Annotated in this window: 23 protein-coding genes and 1 pseudogene; 18 read left to right on the forward strand and 6 right to left on the reverse strand. The window is 52.9% G+C overall.

Annotated features, from left to right (window positions below):
* Positions 1 to 21: 21 nt before the first annotated feature.
* The 9 genes from HU175_RS20055 to HU175_RS20095 all read left to right on the forward strand — a co-directional run bounded on the left by HU175_RS20055 (position 22) and on the right by HU175_RS20095 (position 7,707).
* The gene (locus tag HU175_RS20055) at positions 22 to 2,115 is read left to right on the forward strand and encodes a M23 family metallopeptidase (RefSeq protein ID WP_410528568.1); all 2,094 of its coding nucleotides are present in this window, start codon (positions 22 to 24) and stop codon (positions 2,113 to 2,115) included.
* Positions 2,116 to 2,165: 50 nt separating this feature from the next.
* Positions 2,166 to 2,615 (forward strand): thioredoxin-dependent thiol peroxidase, encoded by a 450-nt coding sequence (gene bcp / locus HU175_RS20060; protein ID WP_176568269.1) that lies wholly within the window; start codon positions 2,166 to 2,168, stop codon positions 2,613 to 2,615.
* Positions 2,616 to 2,690: 75 nt separating this feature from the next.
* A complete protein-coding gene (locus tag HU175_RS20065) occupies positions 2,691 to 3,548 on the forward strand; it encodes a transketolase (RefSeq protein ID WP_176568270.1) in 858 nt (285 codons plus the stop codon).
* Between the two features lie 57 nt (positions 3,549 to 3,605).
* A complete protein-coding gene (locus HU175_RS20070) occupies positions 3,606 to 4,532 on the forward strand; it encodes an AAA family ATPase (RefSeq protein WP_176568271.1) in 927 nt (308 codons plus the stop codon).
* Entirely contained in the window at positions 4,529 to 5,098 is a 570-nt protein-coding gene (locus HU175_RS20075; protein ID WP_176568272.1) for a hypothetical protein, read from the forward strand. Before HU175_RS20070 ends, HU175_RS20075 begins: the two co-directional genes overlap by 4 nt.
* A gap of 9 nt (positions 5,099 to 5,107) precedes the next feature.
* Complete coding sequence (locus HU175_RS20080; protein WP_176568273.1) at positions 5,108 to 6,061, forward strand: transketolase family protein; 954 nt, start codon at positions 5,108 to 5,110, stop codon at positions 6,059 to 6,061.
* A 79-nt stretch (positions 6,062 to 6,140) separates the two neighbouring features.
* Positions 6,141 to 6,713, forward strand: a complete 573-nt coding sequence (locus tag HU175_RS20085; RefSeq protein ID WP_176568274.1) for an RNA polymerase sigma factor — start codon at positions 6,141 to 6,143, stop codon at positions 6,711 to 6,713.
* 66 nt (positions 6,714 to 6,779) lie between these two features.
* The gene (locus tag HU175_RS20090) at positions 6,780 to 7,244 is read left to right on the forward strand and encodes a hypothetical protein (protein WP_176568275.1); all 465 of its coding nucleotides are present in this window, start codon (positions 6,780 to 6,782) and stop codon (positions 7,242 to 7,244) included.
* A 7-nt stretch (positions 7,245 to 7,251) separates the two neighbouring features.
* On the forward strand, positions 7,252 to 7,707 hold the full coding sequence (locus HU175_RS20095) for a hypothetical protein (RefSeq protein WP_176568276.1): 456 nt from the start codon (positions 7,252 to 7,254) through the stop codon (positions 7,705 to 7,707).
* Positions 7,708 to 7,820: 113 nt separating this feature from the next.
* Here HU175_RS20095 and HU175_RS20100 read toward each other — a convergent pair whose 3' ends face one another.
* From HU175_RS20100 to HU175_RS20110, 3 genes are all read right to left on the reverse strand, one after another.
* Complete coding sequence (locus HU175_RS20100; protein ID WP_176568277.1) at positions 7,821 to 8,855, reverse strand: LiaI-LiaF-like domain-containing protein; 1,035 nt, start codon at positions 8,853 to 8,855, stop codon at positions 7,821 to 7,823.
* A gap of 2 nt (positions 8,856 to 8,857) precedes the next feature.
* A complete protein-coding gene (locus HU175_RS20105) occupies positions 8,858 to 9,349 on the reverse strand; it encodes a PspC domain-containing protein (RefSeq protein WP_176568278.1) in 492 nt (163 codons plus the stop codon).
* A gap of 345 nt (positions 9,350 to 9,694) precedes the next feature.
* The gene (locus HU175_RS20110) at positions 9,695 to 10,312 is read right to left on the reverse strand and encodes an N-(5'-phosphoribosyl)anthranilate isomerase (protein ID WP_176568279.1); all 618 of its coding nucleotides are present in this window, start codon (positions 10,310 to 10,312) and stop codon (positions 9,695 to 9,697) included.
* Positions 10,313 to 10,504: 192 nt separating this feature from the next.
* On the opposite strand from HU175_RS20110, the gene mnmA reads away from it, so the two are divergent.
* The 9 genes from mnmA to HU175_RS20155 all read left to right on the forward strand — a co-directional run bounded on the left by mnmA (position 10,505) and on the right by HU175_RS20155 (position 19,967).
* Entirely contained in the window at positions 10,505 to 11,683 is a 1,179-nt protein-coding gene (gene mnmA / locus HU175_RS20115) for a tRNA 2-thiouridine(34) synthase MnmA (protein WP_176568280.1), read from the forward strand.
* 63 nt (positions 11,684 to 11,746) lie between these two features.
* Positions 11,747 to 11,998: a hypothetical protein gene (locus HU175_RS20120; RefSeq protein ID WP_176568281.1), complete on the forward strand. Its 252-nt coding sequence runs from the start codon at positions 11,747 to 11,749 to the stop codon at positions 11,996 to 11,998.
* 50 nt (positions 11,999 to 12,048) lie between these two features.
* Positions 12,049 to 12,720, forward strand: coding sequence for an HAD family hydrolase (locus HU175_RS20125; RefSeq protein WP_176568282.1), 672 nt, complete (start codon positions 12,049 to 12,051; stop codon positions 12,718 to 12,720).
* A 57-nt stretch (positions 12,721 to 12,777) separates the two neighbouring features.
* Positions 12,778 to 13,854, forward strand: a complete 1,077-nt coding sequence (locus tag HU175_RS20130; protein WP_176568283.1) for an agmatine/peptidylarginine deiminase — start codon at positions 12,778 to 12,780, stop codon at positions 13,852 to 13,854.
* 4 nt (positions 13,855 to 13,858) lie between these two features.
* Complete coding sequence (locus tag HU175_RS20135) at positions 13,859 to 14,197, forward strand: n-acetylglutamate synthase (protein ID WP_176568284.1); 339 nt, start codon at positions 13,859 to 13,861, stop codon at positions 14,195 to 14,197.
* Positions 14,197 to 14,904 carry a hypothetical protein gene (locus tag HU175_RS20140; RefSeq protein WP_176568285.1) on the forward strand — a complete coding sequence of 236 codons (708 nt, stop codon included), beginning with the start codon at positions 14,197 to 14,199 and terminating at the stop codon, positions 14,902 to 14,904. The genes HU175_RS20135 and HU175_RS20140 overlap by 1 nt, the downstream gene beginning before the upstream one ends.
* A 125-nt stretch (positions 14,905 to 15,029) precedes the next feature.
* Positions 15,030 to 17,402, forward strand: a complete 2,373-nt coding sequence (locus tag HU175_RS20145) for a peptidylprolyl isomerase (protein WP_176568286.1) — start codon at positions 15,030 to 15,032, stop codon at positions 17,400 to 17,402.
* 135 nt (positions 17,403 to 17,537) lie between these two features.
* On the forward strand, positions 17,538 to 18,920 hold the full coding sequence (locus HU175_RS20150) for a peptidylprolyl isomerase (RefSeq protein ID WP_176568287.1): 1,383 nt from the start codon (positions 17,538 to 17,540) through the stop codon (positions 18,918 to 18,920).
* A gap of 84 nt (positions 18,921 to 19,004) precedes the next feature.
* Positions 19,005 to 19,967, forward strand: coding sequence for an AAA family ATPase (locus tag HU175_RS20155; RefSeq protein ID WP_176568288.1), 963 nt, complete (start codon positions 19,005 to 19,007; stop codon positions 19,965 to 19,967).
* Between the two features lie 85 nt (positions 19,968 to 20,052).
* On the opposite strand, the gene HU175_RS20160 is transcribed toward HU175_RS20155, so the two are convergent.
* The 3 genes and pseudogenes from HU175_RS20160 to HU175_RS20170 form a co-directional block, all read right to left on the reverse strand.
* The gene (locus HU175_RS20160; protein WP_176568289.1) at positions 20,053 to 20,262 is read right to left on the reverse strand and encodes a hypothetical protein; all 210 of its coding nucleotides are present in this window, start codon (positions 20,260 to 20,262) and stop codon (positions 20,053 to 20,055) included.
* A 58-nt stretch (positions 20,263 to 20,320) separates the two neighbouring features.
* Positions 20,321 to 21,313, reverse strand: coding sequence for an ABC transporter ATP-binding protein (locus HU175_RS20165; RefSeq protein WP_176568290.1), 993 nt, complete (start codon positions 21,311 to 21,313; stop codon positions 20,321 to 20,323).
* A gap of 45 nt (positions 21,314 to 21,358) precedes the next feature.
* Positions 21,359 to 22,980 (reverse strand): annotated as a pseudogene (locus HU175_RS20170) (NADP-dependent glyceraldehyde-3-phosphate dehydrogenase).
* Between the last annotated feature and the right edge of the window lie 174 nt (positions 22,981 to 23,154).

The following is a 23,154-nucleotide window of genomic DNA, read 5'->3' on the forward strand; positions in this document are numbered from 1 at the left end:
GTGGCTTCAAATTTATTGCTTTTGAAACGATTCTTAGTTTATAGTCTGGTCATCGGCTGGCTCGGTCTCGGGGCCGTATTCGGCCAGACCGGTACACCACCGCAGTCGCCGGGTAATACGCCCGTCGTGCCGTCCAGCAAACTGGCGGGTTCGATGGTACCACCCGGTTATTTTCTGTTTCCCATTATGCCGGGCAACCTCAACTCGCTGTCGGGCGGGATGGGCGACCTGCGGCCAAATCACTTCCACGCTGGAATCGACATTCGCACGGGCGGGCGGGAAGGGCTGGATGTTCACGCGGCTGCTGATGGGTACATATCGCGGATTGCCGTGTTTACGGGCGGCTACGGCAACGTAATCTTCATCAAGCATCCCAACGGGTTGACGACGGTGTATGGCCATCTGAAGACGCTGAAAGACACGCTCGGTACGTACCTGCGGGCGCAACAGTATGCCCGCAAAACGTTCGAGATCGACCTGCGTTTCAAACCCGATCAGTTTCCGGTAAAAAAAGGAGATGTCGTTGCAGCCTCAGGTAACACAGGCGGTTCAGGAGGCCCGCACCTGCACTTTGAAGTGCGCGATGCCAAGGACAATCTGATCAATCCACTACTGTACGGCTTTCCCGAAATCAAGGATGAAGTGCCGCCCTACTTCGAGCGGGTAGCCCTGAAGACAATGACGGCTACGTCGCGGGTCAATGGCGAGTACCAACGGATCAGCCTCGTGCCAACGCGTCGGCCCGACGGTACGTATGTTATTACGCAGCCGATCACGGCATCGGGCCTGATTGGTATGGAAGTACTGGCGTACGATAAAACAAGTGGCTCGCCCTACCGCAACGGGATTAGCTGCCTGGAGATTAAGCTCGACGGACGGGAAGTGTTTGCCTACAACATGAACAGTTTTCCGAACGAGCAGACTCGCTACATGAACCTGCACGAAAACTACGAAGTTGAGCAGACAACCGGCCAGCGTTACCACCGGGGTTACGTTGCCGATGGCAACATTCTAAATCTGTACAAACTACCCAGCAATGCCGCTTACCGGGGTCGTTTGCCCCTGCTGGATGGTAAGCCGCACCAGGTTACCTTAACGTTGTTCGACGCATTTGATCAGTCGGCCCAGCTCACCTTTACGATTCAACCCGAAGTTGCGGCTACGCCACCAACCGCTTTACAGACTGATTCGCTGGTCAACCCAGAAGAGGAAGACGATGAAGTTGCCCCCGCTCCCTCCCCCATCACCGGGCAGCCAACGGCAACGATTGTGACGGACGAGAACGTATTGAAGCTAACGGTTAAAAACGTACCGGCCGCGAATCCACCCGTTGCCAAACTCTTTATCGGTCGTACCTCGACGGATTTACCCGCCAGCTACGCCAAAAATAATCAGGCGGTTTACCTGATCGATTTACGGAAATCGCTGCCGGATTCGGTTGTTTTTGGTCAGCGGTCGGTGCGGACGCATTTCAAGAAACAGATTTATCCCGGCAAGGCCGAAACCGTAACCGAGGGCGGTAACCGGCTGGAATTTAGCCCACGCACCCTGTTCGATACGTTGCATTTGAGCGTACGGGACATGCCGGGCGGGGGTCTGGAAGTTAATCAGTCGATCATCCCGCTGAACGATTTCCTGACTATTGAGCATACGCCAAATTATCCCATCGCGATTGATACCATGCGGACCAAAGCCTATTGGGTGAGTGGCGGCCGGCCGAGTTTTGTGGGGGGCAAATGGAACAAAGGACGTATCGAATTTAAAACCCGGTCGCTGGGACGTTTCCAGTTGATTACGGATGCTACGCCACCGACGGTCGAGATTCTAAGCGCTACGCCCGCCGGTATTACGGCGCGGATACGAGACAACCTGTCGGGCATTGCCGATTTCCGGGCGCTGGTCAACGGCGAGTGGGTACTGATGCAGTACGATTACAAACGCGCCCTGATCTGGTCGGACAAACTGGACCCGGAAACGCCGTTCGAAATCGGAGACGAGGTTCTGGTTCAGGTGAAAGACCGGGTTGGGAACATTGGTTCCGCCAGTAAAATCATCGGCGAGAAACGGGCGGTGGTGAAGAAAAAAGCACCTGTCAGAAGCCGCCGAAGACGGTAATCATTTATTCGAAATCGGTATTATTCCGGACGATTTTTCTTTCTATTTCTATGAGCTTAGCTGTTGGCGATCCTGCCCCTAACTTTACCAGTACCGACCAGAACGGGCAACCTATTAGTCTGTCAGACTTTCGGGGCAAAAAAGTGGTCCTGTATTTTTACCCCAAAGACGATACACCGGGTTGTACAGCCCAGGCCTGCAGCCTGCGCGACAACTACGAAGCCCTCCAGTCGGCTGGGTATGAAGTACTGGGCGTTAGCACCGACAGCGCGGCTTCGCACCAGAAATTTGTCGGTAAATACAGCCTGCCTTTTCCGTTACTTGCCGATACGGATCAGCAGCTTGTTGAGGCATACGGCGTTTGGCAGGAGAAGTCGATGTACGGTCGGAAGTTCATGGGTATTGTCCGAACTACTTTTGTCATCGATGAAAATGGTATTATTGCCGAGATAATCACCAAAGTTGATACCAAGCAGCACGCTGCACAGCTTTTACAGTAACGCGGAGCCTATTCCGCTTTTCTCACCTTCGTAGTAACCCCATACGGACGTAGGCATCCGTACCTGATCTAACTTATGGAAATTCAACAACTCGAACAAGTTGCAACCGCCGTCCGGCGGGACATCGTCCGCATGGTAGCCGCCGTTAACTCCGGTCACCCCGGCGGTTCGCTGGGCTGCACCGATTTTCTGGTGGGCCTGTATTTCGACGTCATGCGTCGCAAAATGGACGCCGATGGCAAACCTGTTTTCGATATGGACGGCATCGACGAAGACATTTTCTTCCTGTCGAACGGACACATTTCGCCAGTTTTTTATTCGGTACTGGCGCGGGCGGGTTACTTCCCGATCGCTGAACTGGCTACGTTCCGGAAACTGGACAGCCGGCTTCAGGGCCACCCCACCACGGCCGAGCACCTGCCCGGTGTCCGGATCGCATCGGGTTCATTGGGACAGGGCCTGTCGGTTGCCGCCGGTGCTGCCTACGCCAAAAAACTGAACGGCGACGACAAACACGTTTACGTACTGATGGGCGACGGCGAGCAGCAGGAAGGCCAGATCTGGGAAGCCGCTCAGTTTGCGCCCAACAAAAAACTGGGTAACCTGACCGCCGTTGTTGACTATAACCTGGCGCAGATTGATGGCAAAACCGAGTACGTAAACGATAACCGCGATTTGGCGGCCAAGTACCGGGCGTTTGGCTGGCACATTGACGAGATGCAGGGTAACGATATGAATGACGTAATCCGGACGCTGAAAAAAGCGCAGGAAAATCCTGACGTACCAACCCTGATTCTAATGCACACCGAAATGGGCTACGGCGTCGATTACATGGTGGGCAACTACAAATGGCACGGCGTAGCACCGAATGCCGAGCAAGTGCAGCAAGCCATGAATCAGCTGCCGCTGTCAGTAGGCTACTCTGATTATTAGTCTATTAGACGAAAGAGGTAAGACGTAAGAAAAGAGACGTAACGCTGCGAGTCACCCATGAAGATCCAACGCTTGGTCATCGAAAATTTCAAGTCCATTGAACGGATCGAGCTCATTGAGCCGAATCCGTTCACGGTCTTTGTCGGCCCCAACGGTTCCGGCAAGTCGAATATTTTCGAGGCTTTGGAGTTTTTAGTATTACGCAAAGATATTTCTGAGTCTATATTATTCGGAATGTTTGGAGGCAAGGACTCCATCATCAGAAGACAAAGTAGGGAATCTGATTTCAGGACTGAATGTGCTCTCGATATAGTGACGCTGTATAATACAGGCGCGTTACCTAAAACGAATGACGCTCATAATAACGCAGGTTACAAGCAATTTGTCAACTTCTGCCATTTGTTCGTAAAAAATAAAGAGGTAGAAAAATATCCAATAAAAGACAAAAGTCGTCTGTCATTATCGGCAGGCAACTTAGAAGTTGTGCTAAAACGTATCCTCACGAACGAGACACTAAAAGAAGAAGTCTTCGAATGGCTTGAGCTCTTCGTTCCAGGTTTTGAAGTAGTTGAAGTAGATGATCGGGATGAACTACACTGGTTTGAAAAATCTTCACCGGGGTACTTTACTAAAGACTTAATCTCTGACGGAACGTATAACATTTTAGCCTTATTAACAGCTATCTACCAGAGTGATAAGCCACAGTTTTTGTGTACAGAAGAACCGGAAAATGGTCTCAATCCTAAAGTCATTGCTGAGTTTGTGAATCTCTGTCGCTACGCCTGCGAGGAATTCGGTCATTTTATCTGGCTGAATACGCACTCGCAATCGCTGGTTTCCCAGTTGACTACAGATGAAATAATTTTGGTTGATAAACGGGATGGAGCTACGCAGATCAAACAAGTAAAAGGAATGGATTTGCATGATTTGCCAATGGATGAAGCCTGGCTTTCCAATGCTCTTGGAGGGGGCATACCGTGGTGAAACTGGGTATTATCTGCGAAGGAGAATCTGAACCATTTATTCTCGACACAGTTGAATTTCGCCAACTCATCGCTCAATACGATCTTGAATTGGTTGGCGTCACCCAAGCCGGTGGTAAAAAAGAATATGAGGCAGAGCGTATTAATAAGCACCGCCAGATTCTTCTTGACCGAGGTGCAGAGCGCATTATTGTCTTGGTTGATTTGGACACAGATGCCTGCATTACGTTGACCAAGCAACAAATCAGCCCGTTCCCGGACCAAACAGTTATTGTCGCCGTTAAGGAGTTTGAGAACTGGTATCTTGCCGATTCGCACGCCCTAAGCCAGTTTCTAGGTGTGTTAACAACAATTGAGTTGCCGGAAGAAGACAGCGATGCCATTACTACGATGATCGATATGGGAAGAACGGCCAAAGCGTTCGCCCGGTATCGTAAGAGTAAAGTTTTACTGGCAAAGAATATGCACCGTAACGGCTTCTCCATCGAGCGGGCGGCTGCCCACCCGAATTACCCGAGTGCCCACTATTTTCTAACTAAATTGCAAACCCTCGCTTCGGCGAACTGATTACGAAACATGAAAAAATTCGAATACACAGAAAAGAAAGATACACGCTCGGGCTTCGGCGCGGGTATTGCTGAACTGGGCCGCTCAAACCCAAAAATCGTTGCACTGACGGCCGATCTGGCCGGGTCGCTCAAACTGGAAACCTTCATTAAGGAAAATCCGGAGCGTTTTGTGCAGTGCGGTATCGCCGAGGCTAACATGATCGGCGTATCGGCTGGCCTGACCATTGGCGGCTTTGTTCCCTTCGCGACCACGTTCGCCAACTTCGCGACGGGCCGGGTATACGACCAGATTCGCCAATCGGTCGCGTATTCGAATAAGAATGTAAAAATCTGCGCATCGCACGCGGGTGTTACGTTAGGGGAAGACGGCGCTACACACCAGATTCTGGAAGATCTGGGCATGATGAAAATGCTGCCTAACATGACCGTCATCAACCCCTGCGACTACAACCAGACCAAAGCGGCTACCCTGGCGATTGCCGAGCATGAAGGTCCGGTTTACCTGCGTTTTGGTCGTCCGGTTATCCCCGTATTTACCCCTGCCGATCAGAAATTTGAGATTGGTAAAGCGTGGCACGTCAACGAAGGTACCGCCGTTTCCATCTTCGCGACGGGTCACCTGGTCTGGGAAGCCATCAAAGCCGGTGAAATCCTGGCTGCGGAAGGAATTGAAGCCGACATCATCAATATTCACACGATTAAACCGTTAGACGAAGAAGCGATTCTGGCATCGGTGAAGAAAACGGGTTGTGCAGTTTCAGCCGAAGAACACATGCTGAACGGCGGCCTGGGTGACAGCGTAGCGCAGGTTCTGGCCCGTAACTATCCAGCTCCGCTGGAGATGGTGGGGGTACATGATACGTTTGGCGAAAGCGGTACGCCCGACCAACTGATGGAGAAATACGGGCTGACGGCCGACAAAATCGTTGAGTCGGTGAAAAAAGTCATGGCACGAAAATAGCGCCATGATTCCGGCAGGGAATCAACTTATTCCTGCTAACAGACGAGAACTGCCCATTGCCAGTTCCATTTGATTGATAATGACTGACGAAGAAATCCTCACTAAATACCGCGATCCGTCGAGCCGGAACTATGCCTTTAATCTGCTGGTGCGCAAGTACCAGCAGAAAATTTACTGGCACATCCGGAAAATGGTTATTGACCACGATGATGCCGACGATCTGGTGCAGGAGACGTTCATAAAAGTCTGGAACAGTCTGGAACAGTTCCGGGGTGACAGTCAGTTATATACGTGGATATACCGCATTGCGACCAACGAGTGTCTGAACTTCCTGAATAAGAAACGCCGGCGCTTTTTTCTGCCCATTGGCGATGTAGAAGGCGAGCTGATGGAGAAGCTGGAAACCAACGCCGATTACGTTACGTCCGGCAGCGAACTCAGTGGCGAAGATGTACAGATCAAGTTACAGAAGGCATTGCTGAAGCTACCCGACAAACAGCGGCTGGTCTTCAACATGAAGTATTTCGATGATATGAAATACGAAGATATTGCGGAAATTACCGGTACGTCGGTGGGTGCCCTGAAAGCATCGTATCACTTTGCGGTCAAAAAAATTGAGGAGTATCTAACGAAAACAGACACAACCGATTAAACCCCGGCTTCTTCCGGTTGTCAAACCAGGAAGAAGGCAGATTGTGTGACTTGTGCCCGATAGATTATGAACGAGAAAAATCCTTTCAGACTCGACGAATTACCCCCTGAGCATCCGCTTCGGCAGCAGCCATTTACGGTTCCGGATGGGTATTTTGATCAGCTACCCTCGCGTGTGCAGGCGCGGGCAACGCGGAAACCTAAACCGGCTTTTTCCATAAGCTGGTCGTGGCAGCGTACAGCGGCCTCGCTGGCGGGGGCCAGTCTGATCGCTGTTCTGGTGTGGCAAACGCTGCCTCAACGGCAGGAGTCGCTGGGTAACGACGCCCTGGTAGGTGTTAGCGACGAGGTGATTGCCGCGTACCTTGACGATCAGGGAGTTGACCCGTACGAGCTGGCCGACTCGCAACAAATTCACTCCTCACTTGGTAGTGATACTACGGCGATTCAATTCCTTAACGTAGCCCCGGCTGATATTCAGCGGCTCATTGAGGAGCAGAACCTGACAAACACGCAGAATATTGGTTCCTGATTAGCAGATGGCAATTTTTACGACAATGAGACACGCATGGATGGGTTTGGCGCTGGGTTTGCTCTTGACCGTTCACATGGCCGGTGCACAAAACGACCCAGGAGGCCGCCAGAAAATAGAATCCGCAAAGATTGGTCTGATTACGAACCGACTGAATCTGACCACAGATCAGGCTCCGCAGTTCTGGGCGGTGTACAACGAATACAATGCCAAGAAACAGGAACTGAACCGGCGAATCCGGCAATTGAATAACGATCCGTCGCGAACCGGCATGAACGACAATCAATTGGTTAACGGATTGCGTGAGATGAACGCTACGAAGCAGAAACTGGCAGACCTGGATCAGGAGTACATGTCCCGATTCCTGAAAGTAATCAGTCCAGGCCAACTGACGGAGCTGTACAAGACAGAGCAGTATTTCAATAAAATGCTGCTGAACCGGCTCAACAACCCGAATGACTAGCTTTTTTTCTGTCATTCCGACCGGGACGCGTAGCCGCTAGGAGGAATGACAAACAACAAAAAATCCCGCTCTGGAATGTCTGGAGCGGGATTTTTTGTACGGAGTAGTTACCCTTAGTACCGAACTACTTTGAAGCTGGAGATGCCGCCATCGAAGCGAATCAACATCTTCTTTTTCGCGGCATCGTAGCCGGGACTTAAGTATTCCCCCCCACCAACGTCGGTGAAGTCATCGAGCTGGTTCAGATTCAGGGCTCCATCTTTCTTGATTTTACAGCCCACTTCTTTCGGTACGCGAATGGTTACCGACGCAGCACCCACGTCAAGCTTCACATCCGATTGATCGGCTTTGGCCCCCATTTTTAGATCAATGTCGATGGCGCCCCCCTCAACCTTTAATTGCTTAACGGCATAGGCGCTCAGATCCAGCTCCCCTTGGCCAGCCCCCAGGCCTACGTCCATTGTCCAGACGGGTTTGGTGTTAAGGTGCACATCGACCCGATTTTCGTAGTTGCCGTCTTTCAGATCAATCGTCTGATTTTCTTTCGTCGGCATCAGTTCAATTGTCGGAATGCGTGTCGTTGCATCCCGCTCCACCGACATCGAATAATTACCGATACTATTTCGCGTATCTACCTTGATCAGCTCGCTGGATGGATTACTAATGATAAACCGACCAGCACCACCCGCCAGTTTGAACACCGCTTCGCGCGTATCTTCCTGCATGGGTTCGGCAAACGTATTGGTCTTTACGCCATCCCCTTCCAACCGACGTTTGTTACGTTCGGATTGGTAGTCGTCGTTGGCATCTTCATCATCAGCATCCGACTCGTCCTCGTCAGCATTACCGTCGTTATCCTCATTGTCATTATCCCAGCGGAACCCGTACTCGGACCGATCCCGGTTCGGGGAAAAGAGTCCGAATAACGTAACCGGCACAGCAACAGCCAGCATCACCGTCGTGACAAAAGCAGCCGGGTTGCCCCGACGTTCCAGAATGACGTTCACCCCGGCCAGAATCAGCAGCACGGGCCAAAAATCGACCAGTGTGTGCCAGTTTACGTCCAGCCAATCATTCCGACGCGCCAGAAACAGGATTCCCAACGTCAGCAGAAATATACCCCAGAATAATCCGTTACGTGGTTTCATGGCTAGAGCGAGCTGGGTGGCGTTGGTGGGGTATTATTGTTTGGGTTATAGGTATCGTTGGGATTATACGGCGGCTTGATCCGGTCGCGGAATATGAGCCACAAGCCGCCAGCGATCAGCATAAACGGCCACAGGTCACCAAGTTCAATGTCGAAATAACGATCGAGGAGGAACAGGACGCCCAGGACGATCAGGACAATACCGCCAATAATGCTGCGGTCAGGAGAAGCAGGTCGATTCGGATTATAAGGATTCATGGTGAAAAAAGGATTTGCGTAGGCAGACGATTGATAGACGGATGCACCGCTTGACTGTTTCGGCATCACGATCCACAAGATAGCATAAATTATGAAGGCCGGGAAACCGGGTAAAGGTATGCCAATCAGAAAAATGAGTCGCACCAGAGTGCGATTTATGCCGAAATAGCGAGCCAGCCCGGCTGCAACACCACCAACGATAGCCTCGTCGGCAATGCGTTCTAATCGATGTGTCATAGCGTTTAACCAGTTCCCTGGTCGTTTAAACTGATGTAAACCTACAGCACATAGCTTTGTTCTTTACACGGATTTGGAAGAGTGGACGCGCGTCTGGATGGATGTGTGTTTTCAATGATAGTAGGTAATGCATAGTAGTGGGATTTGGGCTTGGGGTTGAGGGCATGGGGTTAGAGGTGGAGGGGCTTGGGATGTTGTTGAACTCGTCCTATGATTCTCTTCCCGTTGCCTATTTTGACTTCGTTCTCTTATTCCAATCGCTCAGTCCCTTGCCCCTTACCCTACGCCCCAATCGCGCAGTCCCAAACCCTTTACCCCGTGCCCCACGCCATAAACCCCCAGACTTTACTCCTCCTCTATCGCTTCGAGGATATCCATCAGTTCGCCGAACTCTTTGTTGCCGGGGCGCTCTTCCTCGCCACCACGTAGCGCGATACCTTTTACAGGGAGTTCGTCGAGCAGGGCGTGGACATTGTCGACCGAAATGCCGGTACCGAGCAGAACCGGATACCGTCCCGCCAGTCGTTGCAGCGACTGCTTCAAGTCATCGTCCAGGTGGACCGGGGCGGTACCGTCCAGCAACATATATTCGGCGCTGTCGATACCGGTATACGCCAGCATATCCAGTTGGTCAAGCGTAATCTGCGATACGTCGATTCGCAGAATTAGCGGCTTACCGTACGACCCCAGGTAGGGCAGTAAAGCCACTTCCTCAACCTGCAGCAGATCGGGCTGGTACGTAGTTAGCAGTTGTTCGATCTGCTCGGGGTCGATGGCTGTTGTTTCGCCAACGATCTGAACACCGGCTACCCACGATTTTATCTCGTTAAATTTTTTCGGATCAACGTAATCAGGGGCGTCTTCGTCCATCGAAAAACCCAGCATATCAACCCCCATCCCGGCGCAGTAACGAGCGTCGCTCAGGTTCGTTACGTTCGAAATTTTTACCAGCGTTTTCAGCATGCCTTATAGTCCTTGTTAACTCTGGAAAGCTCATTCAGTCCAAATACTACGCAAGCTCCAGTTTATGTTTTGGGCAAAGGTACGCAGCCCTTGGAAACTAAGCAGACCGGCAACGCTGTTCTCTTTTTAGGCCGTACCTTTACGGCATCTTTTCAGTAAATCGCAGGGCTTTGACCCCTGGTCGGATCAATTATGAGCAAACACGGACGAATTCTGGTCGCCATGAGTGGCGGCATTGATTCTTCACTGGCAGCCGTCATGCTGCACGAAGAAGGTTACGAGGTCATTGGGATGACCATGAAAACCTGGGACTACGCATCGTCGGGCGGTACCAAGAAAGAAACGGGCTGCTGCAGCCTTGACAGCATCAACGACGCACGTAACATCGCTGTCAACCTCGGTTTCCCTCACTATATTCTGGACATTCGGAATGAGTTCGGTGATTACGTCATCGACCACTTCACGGGTGAATACATCGAAGGCCGGACGCCGAACCCCTGCGTTTTGTGTAATACCCACATTAAATGGGATGCGCTGTTGCGCCGGGCCGACCGACTCGATTGCGAATTCATTGCGACCGGGCACTACGCGAACATCCGCAATGAGAACGACCGCTACGTCATTTCGAAAGGCGTCGACACGCTGAAAGATCAGTCGTACGTGTTGTGGGGCGTTTCGCAGGAGAGTCTGAGCCGCACGAAACTGCCGCTGGGACACCTGCGCAAATCGGAAATCCGGGAGATGGCCAAAGACCGGGGCTTCATCGAACTGGTCACCAAGTCAGAGTCGTACGAAATCTGCTTCGTTCCCGACAATGACTACCGGGGTTTTCTAAAACGGCGCGTGCCGGGCCTGGAAGCCGAAGTAGCGGGTGGCAATTTCGTGATGGAAGGTACTGGCAAAGTGCTGGGTAAACACCAGGGCTATCCGTTCTACACCATCGGTCAGCGGAAAGGACTAGGCATGGCGTTTGGGCAACCGATGTTCGTGACCGAGATTCGGAAAGACACGAACGAAGTCGTGCTGGGCGTCGACAAAGATCTGTACCGCGATGGTATGATTGTGAGCAAACTCAACCTGCAGAAATACGCGTCCATCGAACAGCCGATCGAAACGTCGACGAAAGTACGGTACAAACACGATGGCACCCCCGCTACCATTTCGCAGTCGGGCGATAAAATCGAAGTACTTTTCCACGAAGGTGTTTCAGCCATTGCACCGGGTCAGGCGGCTGTTTTCTACGAAGGTGACGACGTAATCGGCGGTGGCTGGATCATGAAAAGTTTTCGGCAGTCGGAACTGCGCCAGTCGGACCTGCAACAGGCGGAACAGTCTGTAAGTACAGCGACGCAGGTAACTGCTACGGTATAATCTGACGAACGGCTCAGCACTTGTTGGGCCGTTCATGCTTACTAAAAAAGGTTAACGGATTTCATGCAAACTGACACCACAACCCGTCATAGTCATACACTGCATCCGCTGCGCTTTTCGCTGAATGTGCTCTACACGGCCCGTTTGCTGATTGGCATGAACGCCGATGAGCTCAAAAGCGAAGACTGCCTGGATGCCGTTGACGAACGTATCGAAGAGTTTACTGACGAGCTGATCGCAACAGAACTGCTGCACGAAGCGGCTGTCCTGGCGGGTGATGTGCTCCCTGTGCAGGAGAATTCATCCGAGCGCTGATTCCCGCTTTCTATTCCGACTACATCTCTTTTTCACTACTTCTTATTTCTATGCCTGCAACTCCATTTGCTACCCTGTTTGACATGGACGGCGTATTGGTCAACAATACCGATTACCACATTAACGCCTGGATCAAATTTGCCGATAATCACGGTTATCAACTCAGCAAGGAACAGTACGTAGCAAACATCAACGGACGCGTATCAGCAGATGCACTGGCTTACCTGTTCCAGCGCACGATGCAGCCCGACGAGCTCGAGTTATTTACCGAAGCGAAAGAAGGTACGTACCGGGAGCTCTACAAACCGCACCTCGCGCCTACGCCGGGCTTGGTTGAGTTTCTGCAGGCCCTGAGAGCCGCTAACGTTCGTACGGCCGTTGGTACGTCCGCCCCGGTCAGTAACCTCGGTTTCACACTCGACGGGCTGACGATTCGCTTCTATTTTGACGCGGTTGTCGATGCCAGTATGGTCAAGCATGGCAAACCGAACCCCGAGATATACCTGACGGCTGCCGAACGGGTTGGCGTTGAACCCGCCCGCTGCGTTGTATTTGAAGATGCCTTTGCGGGTATCGAAGCCGGTTTGCGGGCGGGCATGCCCGTTGTTGCGCTGGCGACCACGCATACGCACGATGAACTAGCCACGACAGGAGCTTCGCTCATTATTGATGACTTTACGGGTCTGACGGTCGATACCATCCGGAAACTGATTGAACCATAATTGGCGCGTCGAGCCCGTCAGATTTTGTACTTTTGCCGTTCAATCGTCGATCCGTTTATGACGCAGTCTTCATCGATTCAACTCGATTCCAACGAATTCATTCCCGCCCGCGAGGGTTTTTTCTTTCCGGCTGAGTGGCACCCCCACGTAGCAACCTGGCTCAGCTGGCCCCATACCGAAGCCTCCTGGACATTCGAGCGGCAAGAGCTGATGTTCCCGGCGTACATTGAGTTTATCAAAGCCATTGCCGAGAGCGAACAGGTCTGCATTAACGCGCACAACGACATCGTGATGCAGGCGGCCAAACTTCGGCTACTGGCGGCTGGGGCCGATATGAGCCGGATTACGCTCCTGCCCCAACCCACCAACGATTCCTGGTGCCGCGATCATGGCCCTGCTTTTCTAATCAATCCGGAACGTAACGAGCGGATGGTTATCAACTGGGGTTATAACGCCTGGGGGGGCAAGTACCCTCCTTATGATCGTGACGATCTGATTCCGGTGGCGATTGCGCAGTATCGTGGCTTAGACTACGTAACGCCTGGAATAGTCATGGAAGGAGGGTCGGTGGAGTTTAACGGAGCGGGAACGGTACTAACCAGCCGGGCCTGCCTGCTGAATCAGAACCGGAACAGCCACCTGACGCAGGGCGACATCGAGAAATACCTCTGCGATTTCTACGGGGTTCAGCAGGTGTTGTGGGTGGAAGAAGGTATTGTGGGCGATGATACCGATGGACACATCGACGATACGGTACGCTTTGTAAACGAAGACACCGTTGTAGCCGCTTACGAGCCTAATGCCAACGACGATAACTACCCGTTCCTGCAGGAAATTCACCGCGAACTGCGCGAGATGCGGCTGCCAAACGGCAAGCAGCTTAACATAGTCGAGCTGCCCATGCCCGATCCGGTGGTGAGTGATGGGCTGCGGCTACCGGCTTCGTACGCTAATTTCCTGATCACCAACGGTTCGGTTCTGGTTCCTACGTTCCGCTGCGCCAACGACCAGCGTGCACTGGATATCCTGACCCCATACTTCCCCGGTCGGAAGGTTGTTGGTATCGACTCGACCGATATTGTCTGGGGCCTGGGTAGTTTTCACTGCCTGAGTCAGCAGGAGCCAGCCGTGTAAAGCTATGTACAACAACAAACTTTTTCGCTCCGTTACGAACACCGCCAATGGCGAAGTGTCTGGCGATACGCTGTTTCACTATCATCAGCAGGACCAACTGGTCTGGGCAGAGTACGCTGGTGGCGCCATTGTGAAAGGATTCCTGATTGCTACGGTGCTGGACGATTATAGCCTCGACATGCGCTATCAGCACGTCAACAAGCAGAACGAACTGATGACCGGCCAGTGTCATTCGGTACCCGAACGCCTGCCGGATGGCCGGCTGCGGCTGCACGAATCCTGGCAGTGGACCAGTGGGGACCGCTCGTCGGGCGAATCGATTGTTGACGAAGTTCCCGCCTGATGCAGACGTATTTGAACCGGTTTTTTGCACTCGCGATCTCAGTGCTAGCCCTGTCGGCCTGTTCGCGTTCGTCAAGCCTGACGGCTCAACTGACGCCCCGCTCGCTGAAAGCAATCAATCTGGAGGAGACAATCAGCGGACGCGACGAACTAATGCTGGCCTATACGCTGACCAGCTACGACGCTCAAAACAAGGCCGTTGCGGTGGTGAATGGCGGCTGGGGCATTCAGTCCGTGCGCAAAGGTCAGCAAATCGACCTGCAGTCGGCCAGGGATAGTGTTGCTCCCCCAATCAATCTATCCATACCACGTAACGGAAAATTGATTGCCAGTGTCGTGCTGCTGGAAGTTGATGATTATCAGAAAACCCGGCAGTTGCTGGATCAGGTTCGGCGGGTGCATAACGTCGTGAGTGCGCCAGCCATGCTGCTGCTGTCGGCTACCGAACTGCTGACTCCCCTTAAGTACGTAGCAGCCGGAATGGCCGCGTCGGGCGTTGGGGTGAGTCTGCTGGATCGGCTGGATAAGGATGATCTGATTGGACAGAGCAGCCTTGAAATTTCCGAGGCCGAGTTACGCCGGAGCAAACAACGCCTGATTAACGTACCGGCTCAGTTTTCGGGTCGTCATCTGCAGGATTCGTTTGCCTATGAGCTGACGTACGACCTTAGATTGAAAACGGCAAAAATCCGCCCCGGTCGTCAATAAGGCCGGGCGTGAATCGTTGCTAACCATAAGCGCGGGCCATCAGACGTAGGCCAGCCCGCTTATCAAACGAATGATTTTCGCTACGTCGCTGTTTTATCGCTATCGTACCCTAATTCTCTGACGCTATGCGCCAACTCACAGGCGGTATGCTGCTGGCCCTTTTCGTAACAGCCTGCAAAACAGCCGCGCCAGTCGTTCAGCAAACGCCCGCTCCCAAACAGGCTGTCATCATGACGCTGGGCAGCAAGACTTTTACAACTGACGACTTTTTTCAGTCCTTCACCAAAAACCAACTTTCGGCGGACTCGGCTCAACATACTGATGTACGGCAATACCTTGACCTGTACACGAATCTGAAGCTGAAAGTGCTGGCCGCTGAAAACGAAAAGCGCGATACCACCGAAGATTTTCGGGAGGAAATGGCGACTTACCGGAAGCAATTGGCGCAGTCGTACATGACCGACCGGGTACTGGTCGAATCCCTGTCTGCCGAAGCCTACCAACGGATGCAGGAAGAAGTCAACGTATCGCATATCCTGATTCCGGTAAGCGAGAATGCTACCCCTTCCGATACGTCAGCCGCTTACGACAAAGCGCTTGATGTTCGGAAACAGATTCAGGGTGGGCAGGATTTTGCGCAGGTTGCTCGCCAGAACTCCGCCGACCAGGCAACCGCGCAGAAGGGCGGTAACCTGGGGTATTTTACCACGTTCTCGGTAATCTATCCGCTCGAAACGGCAGCCTATACAACACCCGTCGGCGGCATTTCGGCTCCCGTCCGGACGCGCTTTGGCTATCACCTCATCAAAGTCAATGACAAACGACCCAGCCGGGGCCGGGTTCGAGTAGCGCATATTCTGATCCGGATCAGCCCCAGCGCCGACGAAGCCGGTCAGAAAGCAGCCCAGGACCGTATTGAGGCCATTTATGCGCGACTCCAGAAAGGCGAATCGTTTGAAGCTGTTGCCCGCGAAACCTCCGATGACCTCACCTCACGAATGAACGGAGGTTTACTGCCTTCGTTTGAAACGGGTCGTCAGGTAACTGCTTTTGAAGATGCTTCCTACGCACTCACGAAACCGGGCGAACTGTCGAAACCTGTCCGGACGAACTACGGCTGGCACATTATTAAGCTTGTCGAGCGCAAACCGCTTGATTCGTACGCGACCCTCGGTCCCGCCCTGCGGCAACGAGTAACGACCGATACCCGTGCCGACGTACTACGCCAGGCAACCATCCAGCGGCTCCAGAAAGAATACGCCGTTAAAGAAGTAACGTCGGTTTTTAACGAAGCGCTGACGCAGGCCGACAGCAGCTTGCTGCGGGGTCAGTGGCGTTACCCGGAGGTCTTGCCGCCAACGCTTCAGGACAAAGCCATTGTCACTATCGCCGATCAGCCTTATACGGTCAATCGATTCTTCGACTACGTTCGGCAAAAGCAGCAGCCACCGCGCAACCCGGCCATGCAGAACAGTGCGGCTCAGCCCGCCCAGACAAACGTAACGGGATCGCCAGCCGTGGCGATGCGCCGGTTGTTCGACCGCTACGTAGGCGATCAGCTCATTGCCACGGAAGAAGCGAACCTGGATAAGAAGTCGCCTGAATTCCGGGCCCTGCTTGGCGAAATTCGGGATGGCGTACTGCTCTCACAGGTTATGGAACAAAACGTCTGGGAACGCTCCATGAACGATTCGACGGGGCAGCGGATGGTATTCGAGCAGAACAAACACCGGTATCGTTTCCCCGAACGGGCCGCGGCTACGATTGTGGTTGCTCAGAATGACGCCCTGCTGAAGCAGGCAACTGATCTGTTAGCTGGCCGGCCACCCTATCAGCTTCGCCGGACAACCTCCAGCCTGTCGTACGACAAAGGCCAGACGGCAATAACGTCTGCTTTGCGGGAGGGCCTGCTCGAAGTATTGGTAACGATGACCCGCAATCCCGACTATATCGTTGAAGTAAGCGGTTCGCACGATGGGTCAGAGCGTGATTCTGTCTCGGCGGGTCGTATCCGGACGGTCGTTAACTTTCTCCAGCAGAACGGCATATCGCTGAGCCGCATCACGGAGAAAGATTACCAGGGGGCCCGCCCCGGCGAGTCGGCCGCGGGTGCGGGCATTGCCCAGCGCCGGGTTGCGTTCCAGTATTTCTCTACCGCCAAAGCCGACATTGTCAAAGTTCTGAACAGCCGCAATCCGCAATCGGGCGACGAGCCTGCGGTCAGCATTTCGGAGGGTATGTTTGCCCAGGGCGCAAACCCGTATCTGGACAGCATTAATCAGTGGAAAGCCGGCACAACCCTGTTGCACCCCTCGGGTAAAGCGGTAGCCGTTATCATCAATCGGATTGAGCCAACTCGTCAGCAGACATTTGCCGAAGCACGGGGCAAAGTAATCAACGACTACCAGGCTGAACTCGAAGAGCAGTGGCTCACTCAGCTGCGCCAGAAGTATCCCGTTCAGGTCAACGAGAGCGAAATTCTGAAATTAGCCAAATAATACGACCGTTTATTCCTAGACCGTTCAGCGTGAAGCAATTCTGTTCGCCGGAGGGCGTTTAATAACTAGCCGGTTTAGTCTCTTAAAATTCGTTAAACCACAGTATAGTACCCGTTCGGTACGTATCTTTAACACATGAAAACTCTTTTTAGTAGTGGACTGCTTCTCCTGATAGGCTGGTTGCTGACGGTACCAGCTGTTGCCCAGCGGCAGGAAGTTAGTTTGAATAAAATTATTGCCAAAGTCGATAACTACTACGTGCTTCGGTCTGATCTGGAAGAGGCTATTCAGTCGTACGTCAGTCAGAATCAGACTCCCCCGCAGCGGTGCCAGTTGCTGGAGAGCCTTGTCATCAACAAAATGATGCTGGCCAAAGCCGAGATTGACTCCGTCGTTGTGGAAGAAAAGCTGGTTGACAGCGAACTCGATCAGCGGATGGCCTATATGGCCCAGCAGTTTGGCTCGGAGAAGAACATTGTTGAAGCCTATGGCAAAAGCCTGGAAATGCTGAAAAGCGAACTGCGGCAGCAGGTGAAAGATCAGAAGATCGTTCAGAAAATGCAGCAGAAAATTACGACCGATGTAAAAATCACTCCCCGTGAGGTTCGTAAGTTCTTTGACGCTATTCCGAAAGACAGTCTGCCGTACATGCCCGCCGAGGTTGAAGTGGGCCAGATCGTTCGGTACGCCAAGCCAACCAAAGAGCAGAAAGACGTTCTGCGGCAACGGCTGATGGACCTGAAAAAACGGGTTGAAGCGGGTGAAGATTTCGCCAAACTGGCGAAGGAAAACTCAGAAGACGTTGGTTCAGCCCAGAATGGTGGTGACCTTGGCTTCGCGAAACGCGGCATGATGGTGGCTCCCTTCGAAGGCGCTGCGCTCAAGCTCAAACCTAATGAACTATCTGACGTAATCGAGTCAGATTTTGGTCTTCACCTGATTCAGCTTCTGGAAACCCGCGGGGCTGAGTACCACGCGCGTCACATCCTGCTGCGTCCTGATTACAACCGCCTTGACCTGACCGGCCCAACCAAATACCTGGACAGCCTGCGTAACCTGATTCAGATTGATACGCTGAAATTCGAGAAAGCGGCCCATGATTTCTCCGACGATAAAGCTACGGCCGATGCGGGTGGTCTGCTCCGCGACCCCCAATCGGGTGGTAGCCGGCTGGCGATGGACGGTTCGATGGAATATTCGATGTTCAGCATGCTTGATACGATGAAAGTGGGCAGCATTTCGGCTCCCCTTCCTTACCGGACCGAAGATGGCAAAAGCGCCGTTCGTCTGCTGTATTTCAAAAGCAAGACTCCTCCGCATACCGCCGATTTCAAGTCAGATTTCGAAAAACTACAGACAATTGTCCTGACCAACAAAAAGAACCGCGCTATCGACGACTGGTTCAAGAAATCGATCGCTGATGTCTATATATCGGTTGATCCTGAGTTTCAGAACTGTAAGATTTTCGGTACGTCGCAGGATAACGCAGCCAGTCTCGGCAGTAGTGGAGGTCGATAAGTTTCTGTAGGTTTCTGTTTGGTTTTTTGTTTGATTTACTGATCAGCGTCAACCTGAAACCATAACCGTTTAAACGTATTCTCTGTGCCTTACTCATCAGATGTCGCGGCTGCAGAAGCCCTGGCCAACTCGTATCAGAAGCTTAAAACTGAAATCTCAAAGGTTGTCATTGGTCAGGACGAAACCGTCCGCCTGTTGCTGACCGCCATTTTCTGCCAGGGCCACTGTTTGCTGGTCGGGGTGCCGGGCCTGGCGAAGACCCTGCTGATCCAGACGATTGCCAATGCGCTGCATCTGGATTTCAACCGGATTCAGTTTACGCCTGACCTGATGCCGTCGGACATTCTTGGCTCGGAAACGCTGGATCAGGAACGGAATTTCAAGTTCATTAAAGGACCGGTATTTGCCAACATCATTCTGGCCGATGAGATCAACCGGACCCCGCCCAAAACCCAGTCGGCGCTGCTGGAAGCCATGCAGGAGTATTCTGTAACGATTGCAGGGCAGAAATACGACCTGGGCCGTCCGTTCTTCGTACTGGCTACGCAGAACCCAATCGAGCAGGAAGGTACGTACCCACTGCCCGAAGCGCAGCTAGACCGATTTATGTTCAACGTGTATCTGGATTATCCGTCGTATCAGTCGGAGCTGGACATCGTCAAGAGCACTACGTCCGACAAACGGCCGGACGTACAGCGGGTCATTTCGGGCGACGAGATCCGGGAGTTTCAGCAACTGGTACGCCGGGTGCCGGTGGTCGATAATGTTATTGAGTATGCCGTTAAGCTGGTGCACAAAACGCGCCCGAATACTGAACTGGCTTCCTCAGACGCGAACCAGTACCTCGAATGGGGTGCCGGGCCGCGGGCCTCACAGGCTCTGATACTGGCCGCCAAATGCAACGCCCTGCTGAACGGCAAGTACTCGCCTGATATCGAAGACGTCAAAGCCGTTGCATTGCCCATTCTGCGCCACCGGGTTGTGCGTAATTTCAAAGCCGAAGCCGAAGGCATCTCCGTCGAGCAACTCGTCAAGCGGATGATGTAGAAAAAAAAGGGAGTAAAGGGAAGAAGGGGAGGAAGGAGAAAAGGAATTCAACACGATCCTTTTCTCCTTCCTCCCCTTCTTCCCTTTACTCCCCTTCTTCCTCTTTATCCCCTTCTTCCTCTTTATCCCTGTTTTCGTTATTGGTCTTACCGAGGTAATCGTCGACGTTACCGTTTGATTTGTCGTCAACCCCGGATGCATCCACGTCTTCGGTTTCTTCCCCTACCAGAAATCCTTTAGTGGGGTCCTGCGCCGTATCGGTCTGGCGTTCGCCTTCAGTTTGTTTATAGTCCATAACGTTTGTGATTTGGTTGATTACACAACTCTCTAAACGTCGTCGGGTTTAAAAATAGTCAGGACCGGACCGGCCATAGACTCTTCTCGTCAACAACCAGACCGATGGGCTGGCCTACTACAAGATCATCGTTTGTGGTAATAGCTCGCAGACTGGTCGTCTCCCCTATATTGATCTCCACCTCAACGTGGCTGCCTTTAAAGAAAATAGCCTGAATAAGTCCGGTTACCGGCGAATCGTCACGGAGTTGAATCCGTTCCGGACGCAGGACGTACAGCGTATTGCCCGCTTCACGAACAGAGAGGCCTAAACGGGAAACCTGTTCGGCCGTCAGAATATTCACCAAACCGGTCAGACCAGCCGCGTAGGCCGTTGCGGGCTGACGATAGACCGTTCTGGGCTCGTCCAGCTGGATCAACTCTCCATCCTGCAGAATGCCCAGCGTATCGGCGATGGACAGCGCGTCGGAAGCATCATGCGTTACGAACAGACAGGCTGTTTTCTCCTGCTGTATCAACTCAAATAACAGTTCGCGCACCATCAGGCGGTTGGGCAGATCGAGGTGGCTGAAAGGCTCGTCCAGCAGCAGAATGGCGGGTTTGTCAGCGATGGCGCGGGCAATGGCAGTACGTTGTTTCTCTCCCCCCGACACCTGACGCGGCAGTCGGTCCTTTACCCCCGTCAGGCGGCACAGCCGTAACAACTCGTCCGTCCGGAAATCGCGGTAAGTTCTCTCAAAAAAACGAAGGGCGTAGCTGATATTTTCCCGAATCGATACGTTCGGCATGAGCTGGTACTCTTGGTGCACCAGCCGGATGGCCGGGTGGCCAGGAATGAGCTTTTCGGATGGCCCGGGAACGCGCTCGCCGTCGACCCGCACGTCTCCCCCATCGGCATCCAGGAGTCCGGCCAGTAGACTCAACAGTGTACTTTTCCCCGACCCGCTGGCTCCTACCAGCGCCATCACCCGCCCCGGTTCCAGCGTAAACGATACGTCCCGAACGGCAGCAACCTCGTTAAATGTTTTTGTAAGATTGGTAACAGTAAGCAAATCAGAAAGGGATGGGCAACTCTGTTGCCCATCTCGATTAATACGTTAGAAAATAAAATTCGTGCTTAGGAAGCCGGATTTGTGCTCGCCCACGATGTCGTTCAGAATATCCTTATTCGACTGCGTATCCTTCGTAGCAACAACGGCCCGGATCGAGAACGAACGCAGCGCATCTTCCACCGACAGCGTCCCTTCGGCCGAATCTTTCCGCCCGGTGAATGGGAACGTATCAGGTCCCCGCTGGCACTGGGCGTTGATGTTGACCCGGCAAACCAAGCTCACCAGCGGGTCGATCAGCTCGGCAATTTTATCAGGATCGCTGCCGAAGATACTAGCCTGCATTCCGTGATCATCGGTAATGAGGTAATCGATAAAGGCTTCGACGTCCTCGAACGGCACCACCGGAATGACCGGACCAAACTGCTCCTCGCGGTAGAGCTTCATACCTTCCTTAACGGGATAGACCACGGCGGGTTTGAACAGCGATTCAGCTACCAGGCCCCCCCTTCGTTCATCACCGTAGCGCCCCCAGCTTCGGCATCCTGGATGCATTCGGCCAGATAGTCGGGTTTGTGTGGTTCGGGCAGGGGCGTAATCTGAACACCTTCGTCCCAGGGCATACCGGGTTTCTGTTTACTCACTTCGGCACTGAATTTTTGCAGAAACGCATCGGCAATGGATTGATGCACCCAAATGATCTTGATCGCCGTGCACCGCTGCCCGTTGAAGGAGAGCGATCCAAGCAGACATTCTTTCACGGCCACATCCAGATCCGCGTCGGGCAGGATGATGGCAGCGTTCTTAGCATCCAGACTCAGAATCGACCGCAAACGGTTTAGTTTAGGGTGTTGCCGCTGCAACTGGTCGGCTACTTTACTGGAGCCAATCAGCGTCAGTACGTTCACCTTTCCCGATCCCATCACCGGCGGCACTACGTCGGCTCCGCGACCGTAGAGCGAGTTCACGACACCCTTGGGAAAGCTGGTCCGGAAGGCTTCCAGGAGTGGATAGTGCAGCAGCGAGCCGTGTTTCGGTGTCTTGAAGAGAATAGTATTCCCCATCAGGATACTTGGAATCAACGTCGTGTACGTCTCGTTGAGGGGGTAGTTGAACGGCCCCATCGCCAACACCACGCCTAAGGGCGCCCGTCGAATCTGCCCGATAATGCCCTCTTCAATCCGGAACCGTGAACTGGCCCGGTCCATATCTTTAAGCGAGTCGATGGTATCGTAAATGTAATTGATCGTCCGGTCGAACTCCTTGGTTGCGTCGGCCAGATTTTTCCCGATCTCCCACATAATGAGGTTAACGACCAGCTTTTTCTGCTCCAGCATTTTACCCACGAAAGTTTCCATGCAGGCGATCCGACCCGCCACGGACATCATGGGCCACTCACCGCGCCCGTTGTCATAAGCCGCCACGGCCGCTTCCAGCGCTTCCATAGCTTCTTTTGGTGTCGTTACCGGGAAGCTGCCTACCAGCTTTCGCTGTAATGTACCATCTTCGGCGGCAATGCAAACGGGCGAGTACACCTCCGATACGGCCCCGTCCCACCGGCGCATTTCGCCGTTGATGAGGTACTCGCGCTGGTGAATGGGTTCAATCTGGTAATCGGCGGGAATTTGATTGGCTGTGGGGAAAAGCCGGGCAAGCTGGTCATTATTCATAACTGCTACATTGATGGTTGCATGAGAACGGTAGCAAACGTCGTGAATCGGTTAACGAAATCCAACGCTTCAGGTATTACGGTTTTGCTACGTACTGCCCTACTCATCCCCCTAAACCTTACCAACGGTTCGGCGGTTGTCCAGGTAGCCCAGCATGGGTGTTCTCCCATTACT

The organism is Spirosoma sp. KUDC1026, assembly GCF_013375035.1.
In the GTDB taxonomy this organism is placed as follows: domain Bacteria; phylum Bacteroidota; class Bacteroidia; order Cytophagales; family Spirosomataceae; genus Spirosoma.

Coding starts and splice junctions, on each gene's coding strand:
- HU175_RS20145 (WP_176568286.1), top strand. CDS start 15,030: ATGCGCCAACTCACAGGCGGTATGCTGCTGGCCCTTTTCGTAACAGCC.
- HU175_RS20160 (WP_176568289.1), bottom strand. CDS start 20,262: ATGGACTATAAACAAACTGAAGGCGAACGCCAGACCGATACGGCGCAG.
- HU175_RS20125 (WP_176568282.1), top strand. CDS start 12,049: ATGCCTGCAACTCCATTTGCTACCCTGTTTGACATGGACGGCGTATTG.
- HU175_RS20110 (WP_176568279.1), bottom strand. CDS start 10,312: ATGCTGAAAACGCTGGTAAAAATTTCGAACGTAACGAACCTGAGCGAC.
- HU175_RS20070 (WP_176568271.1), top strand. CDS start 3,606: ATGAAGATCCAACGCTTGGTCATCGAAAATTTCAAGTCCATTGAACGG.
- HU175_RS20095 (WP_176568276.1), top strand. CDS start 7,252: ATGGCAATTTTTACGACAATGAGACACGCATGGATGGGTTTGGCGCTG.
- HU175_RS20080 (WP_176568273.1), top strand. CDS start 5,108: ATGAAAAAATTCGAATACACAGAAAAGAAAGATACACGCTCGGGCTTC.
- HU175_RS20140 (WP_176568285.1), top strand. CDS start 14,197: ATGCAGACGTATTTGAACCGGTTTTTTGCACTCGCGATCTCAGTGCTA.
- HU175_RS20120 (WP_176568281.1), top strand. CDS start 11,747: ATGCAAACTGACACCACAACCCGTCATAGTCATACACTGCATCCGCTG.
- HU175_RS20130 (WP_176568283.1), top strand. CDS start 12,778: ATGACGCAGTCTTCATCGATTCAACTCGATTCCAACGAATTCATTCCC.
- HU175_RS20105 (WP_176568278.1), bottom strand. CDS start 9,349: ATGACACATCGATTAGAACGCATTGCCGACGAGGCTATCGTTGGTGGT.
- HU175_RS20135 (WP_176568284.1), top strand. CDS start 13,859: ATGTACAACAACAAACTTTTTCGCTCCGTTACGAACACCGCCAATGGC.
- HU175_RS20065 (WP_176568270.1), top strand. CDS start 2,691: ATGGAAATTCAACAACTCGAACAAGTTGCAACCGCCGTCCGGCGGGAC.
- mnmA (WP_176568280.1), top strand. CDS start 10,505: ATGAGCAAACACGGACGAATTCTGGTCGCCATGAGTGGCGGCATTGAT.
- HU175_RS20150 (WP_176568287.1), top strand. CDS start 17,538: ATGAAAACTCTTTTTAGTAGTGGACTGCTTCTCCTGATAGGCTGGTTG.
- HU175_RS20100 (WP_176568277.1), bottom strand. CDS start 8,855: ATGAAACCACGTAACGGATTATTCTGGGGTATATTTCTGCTGACGTTG.
- HU175_RS20085 (WP_176568274.1), top strand. CDS start 6,141: ATGACTGACGAAGAAATCCTCACTAAATACCGCGATCCGTCGAGCCGG.
- bcp (WP_176568269.1), top strand. CDS start 2,166: ATGAGCTTAGCTGTTGGCGATCCTGCCCCTAACTTTACCAGTACCGAC.
- HU175_RS20090 (WP_176568275.1), top strand. CDS start 6,780: ATGAACGAGAAAAATCCTTTCAGACTCGACGAATTACCCCCTGAGCAT.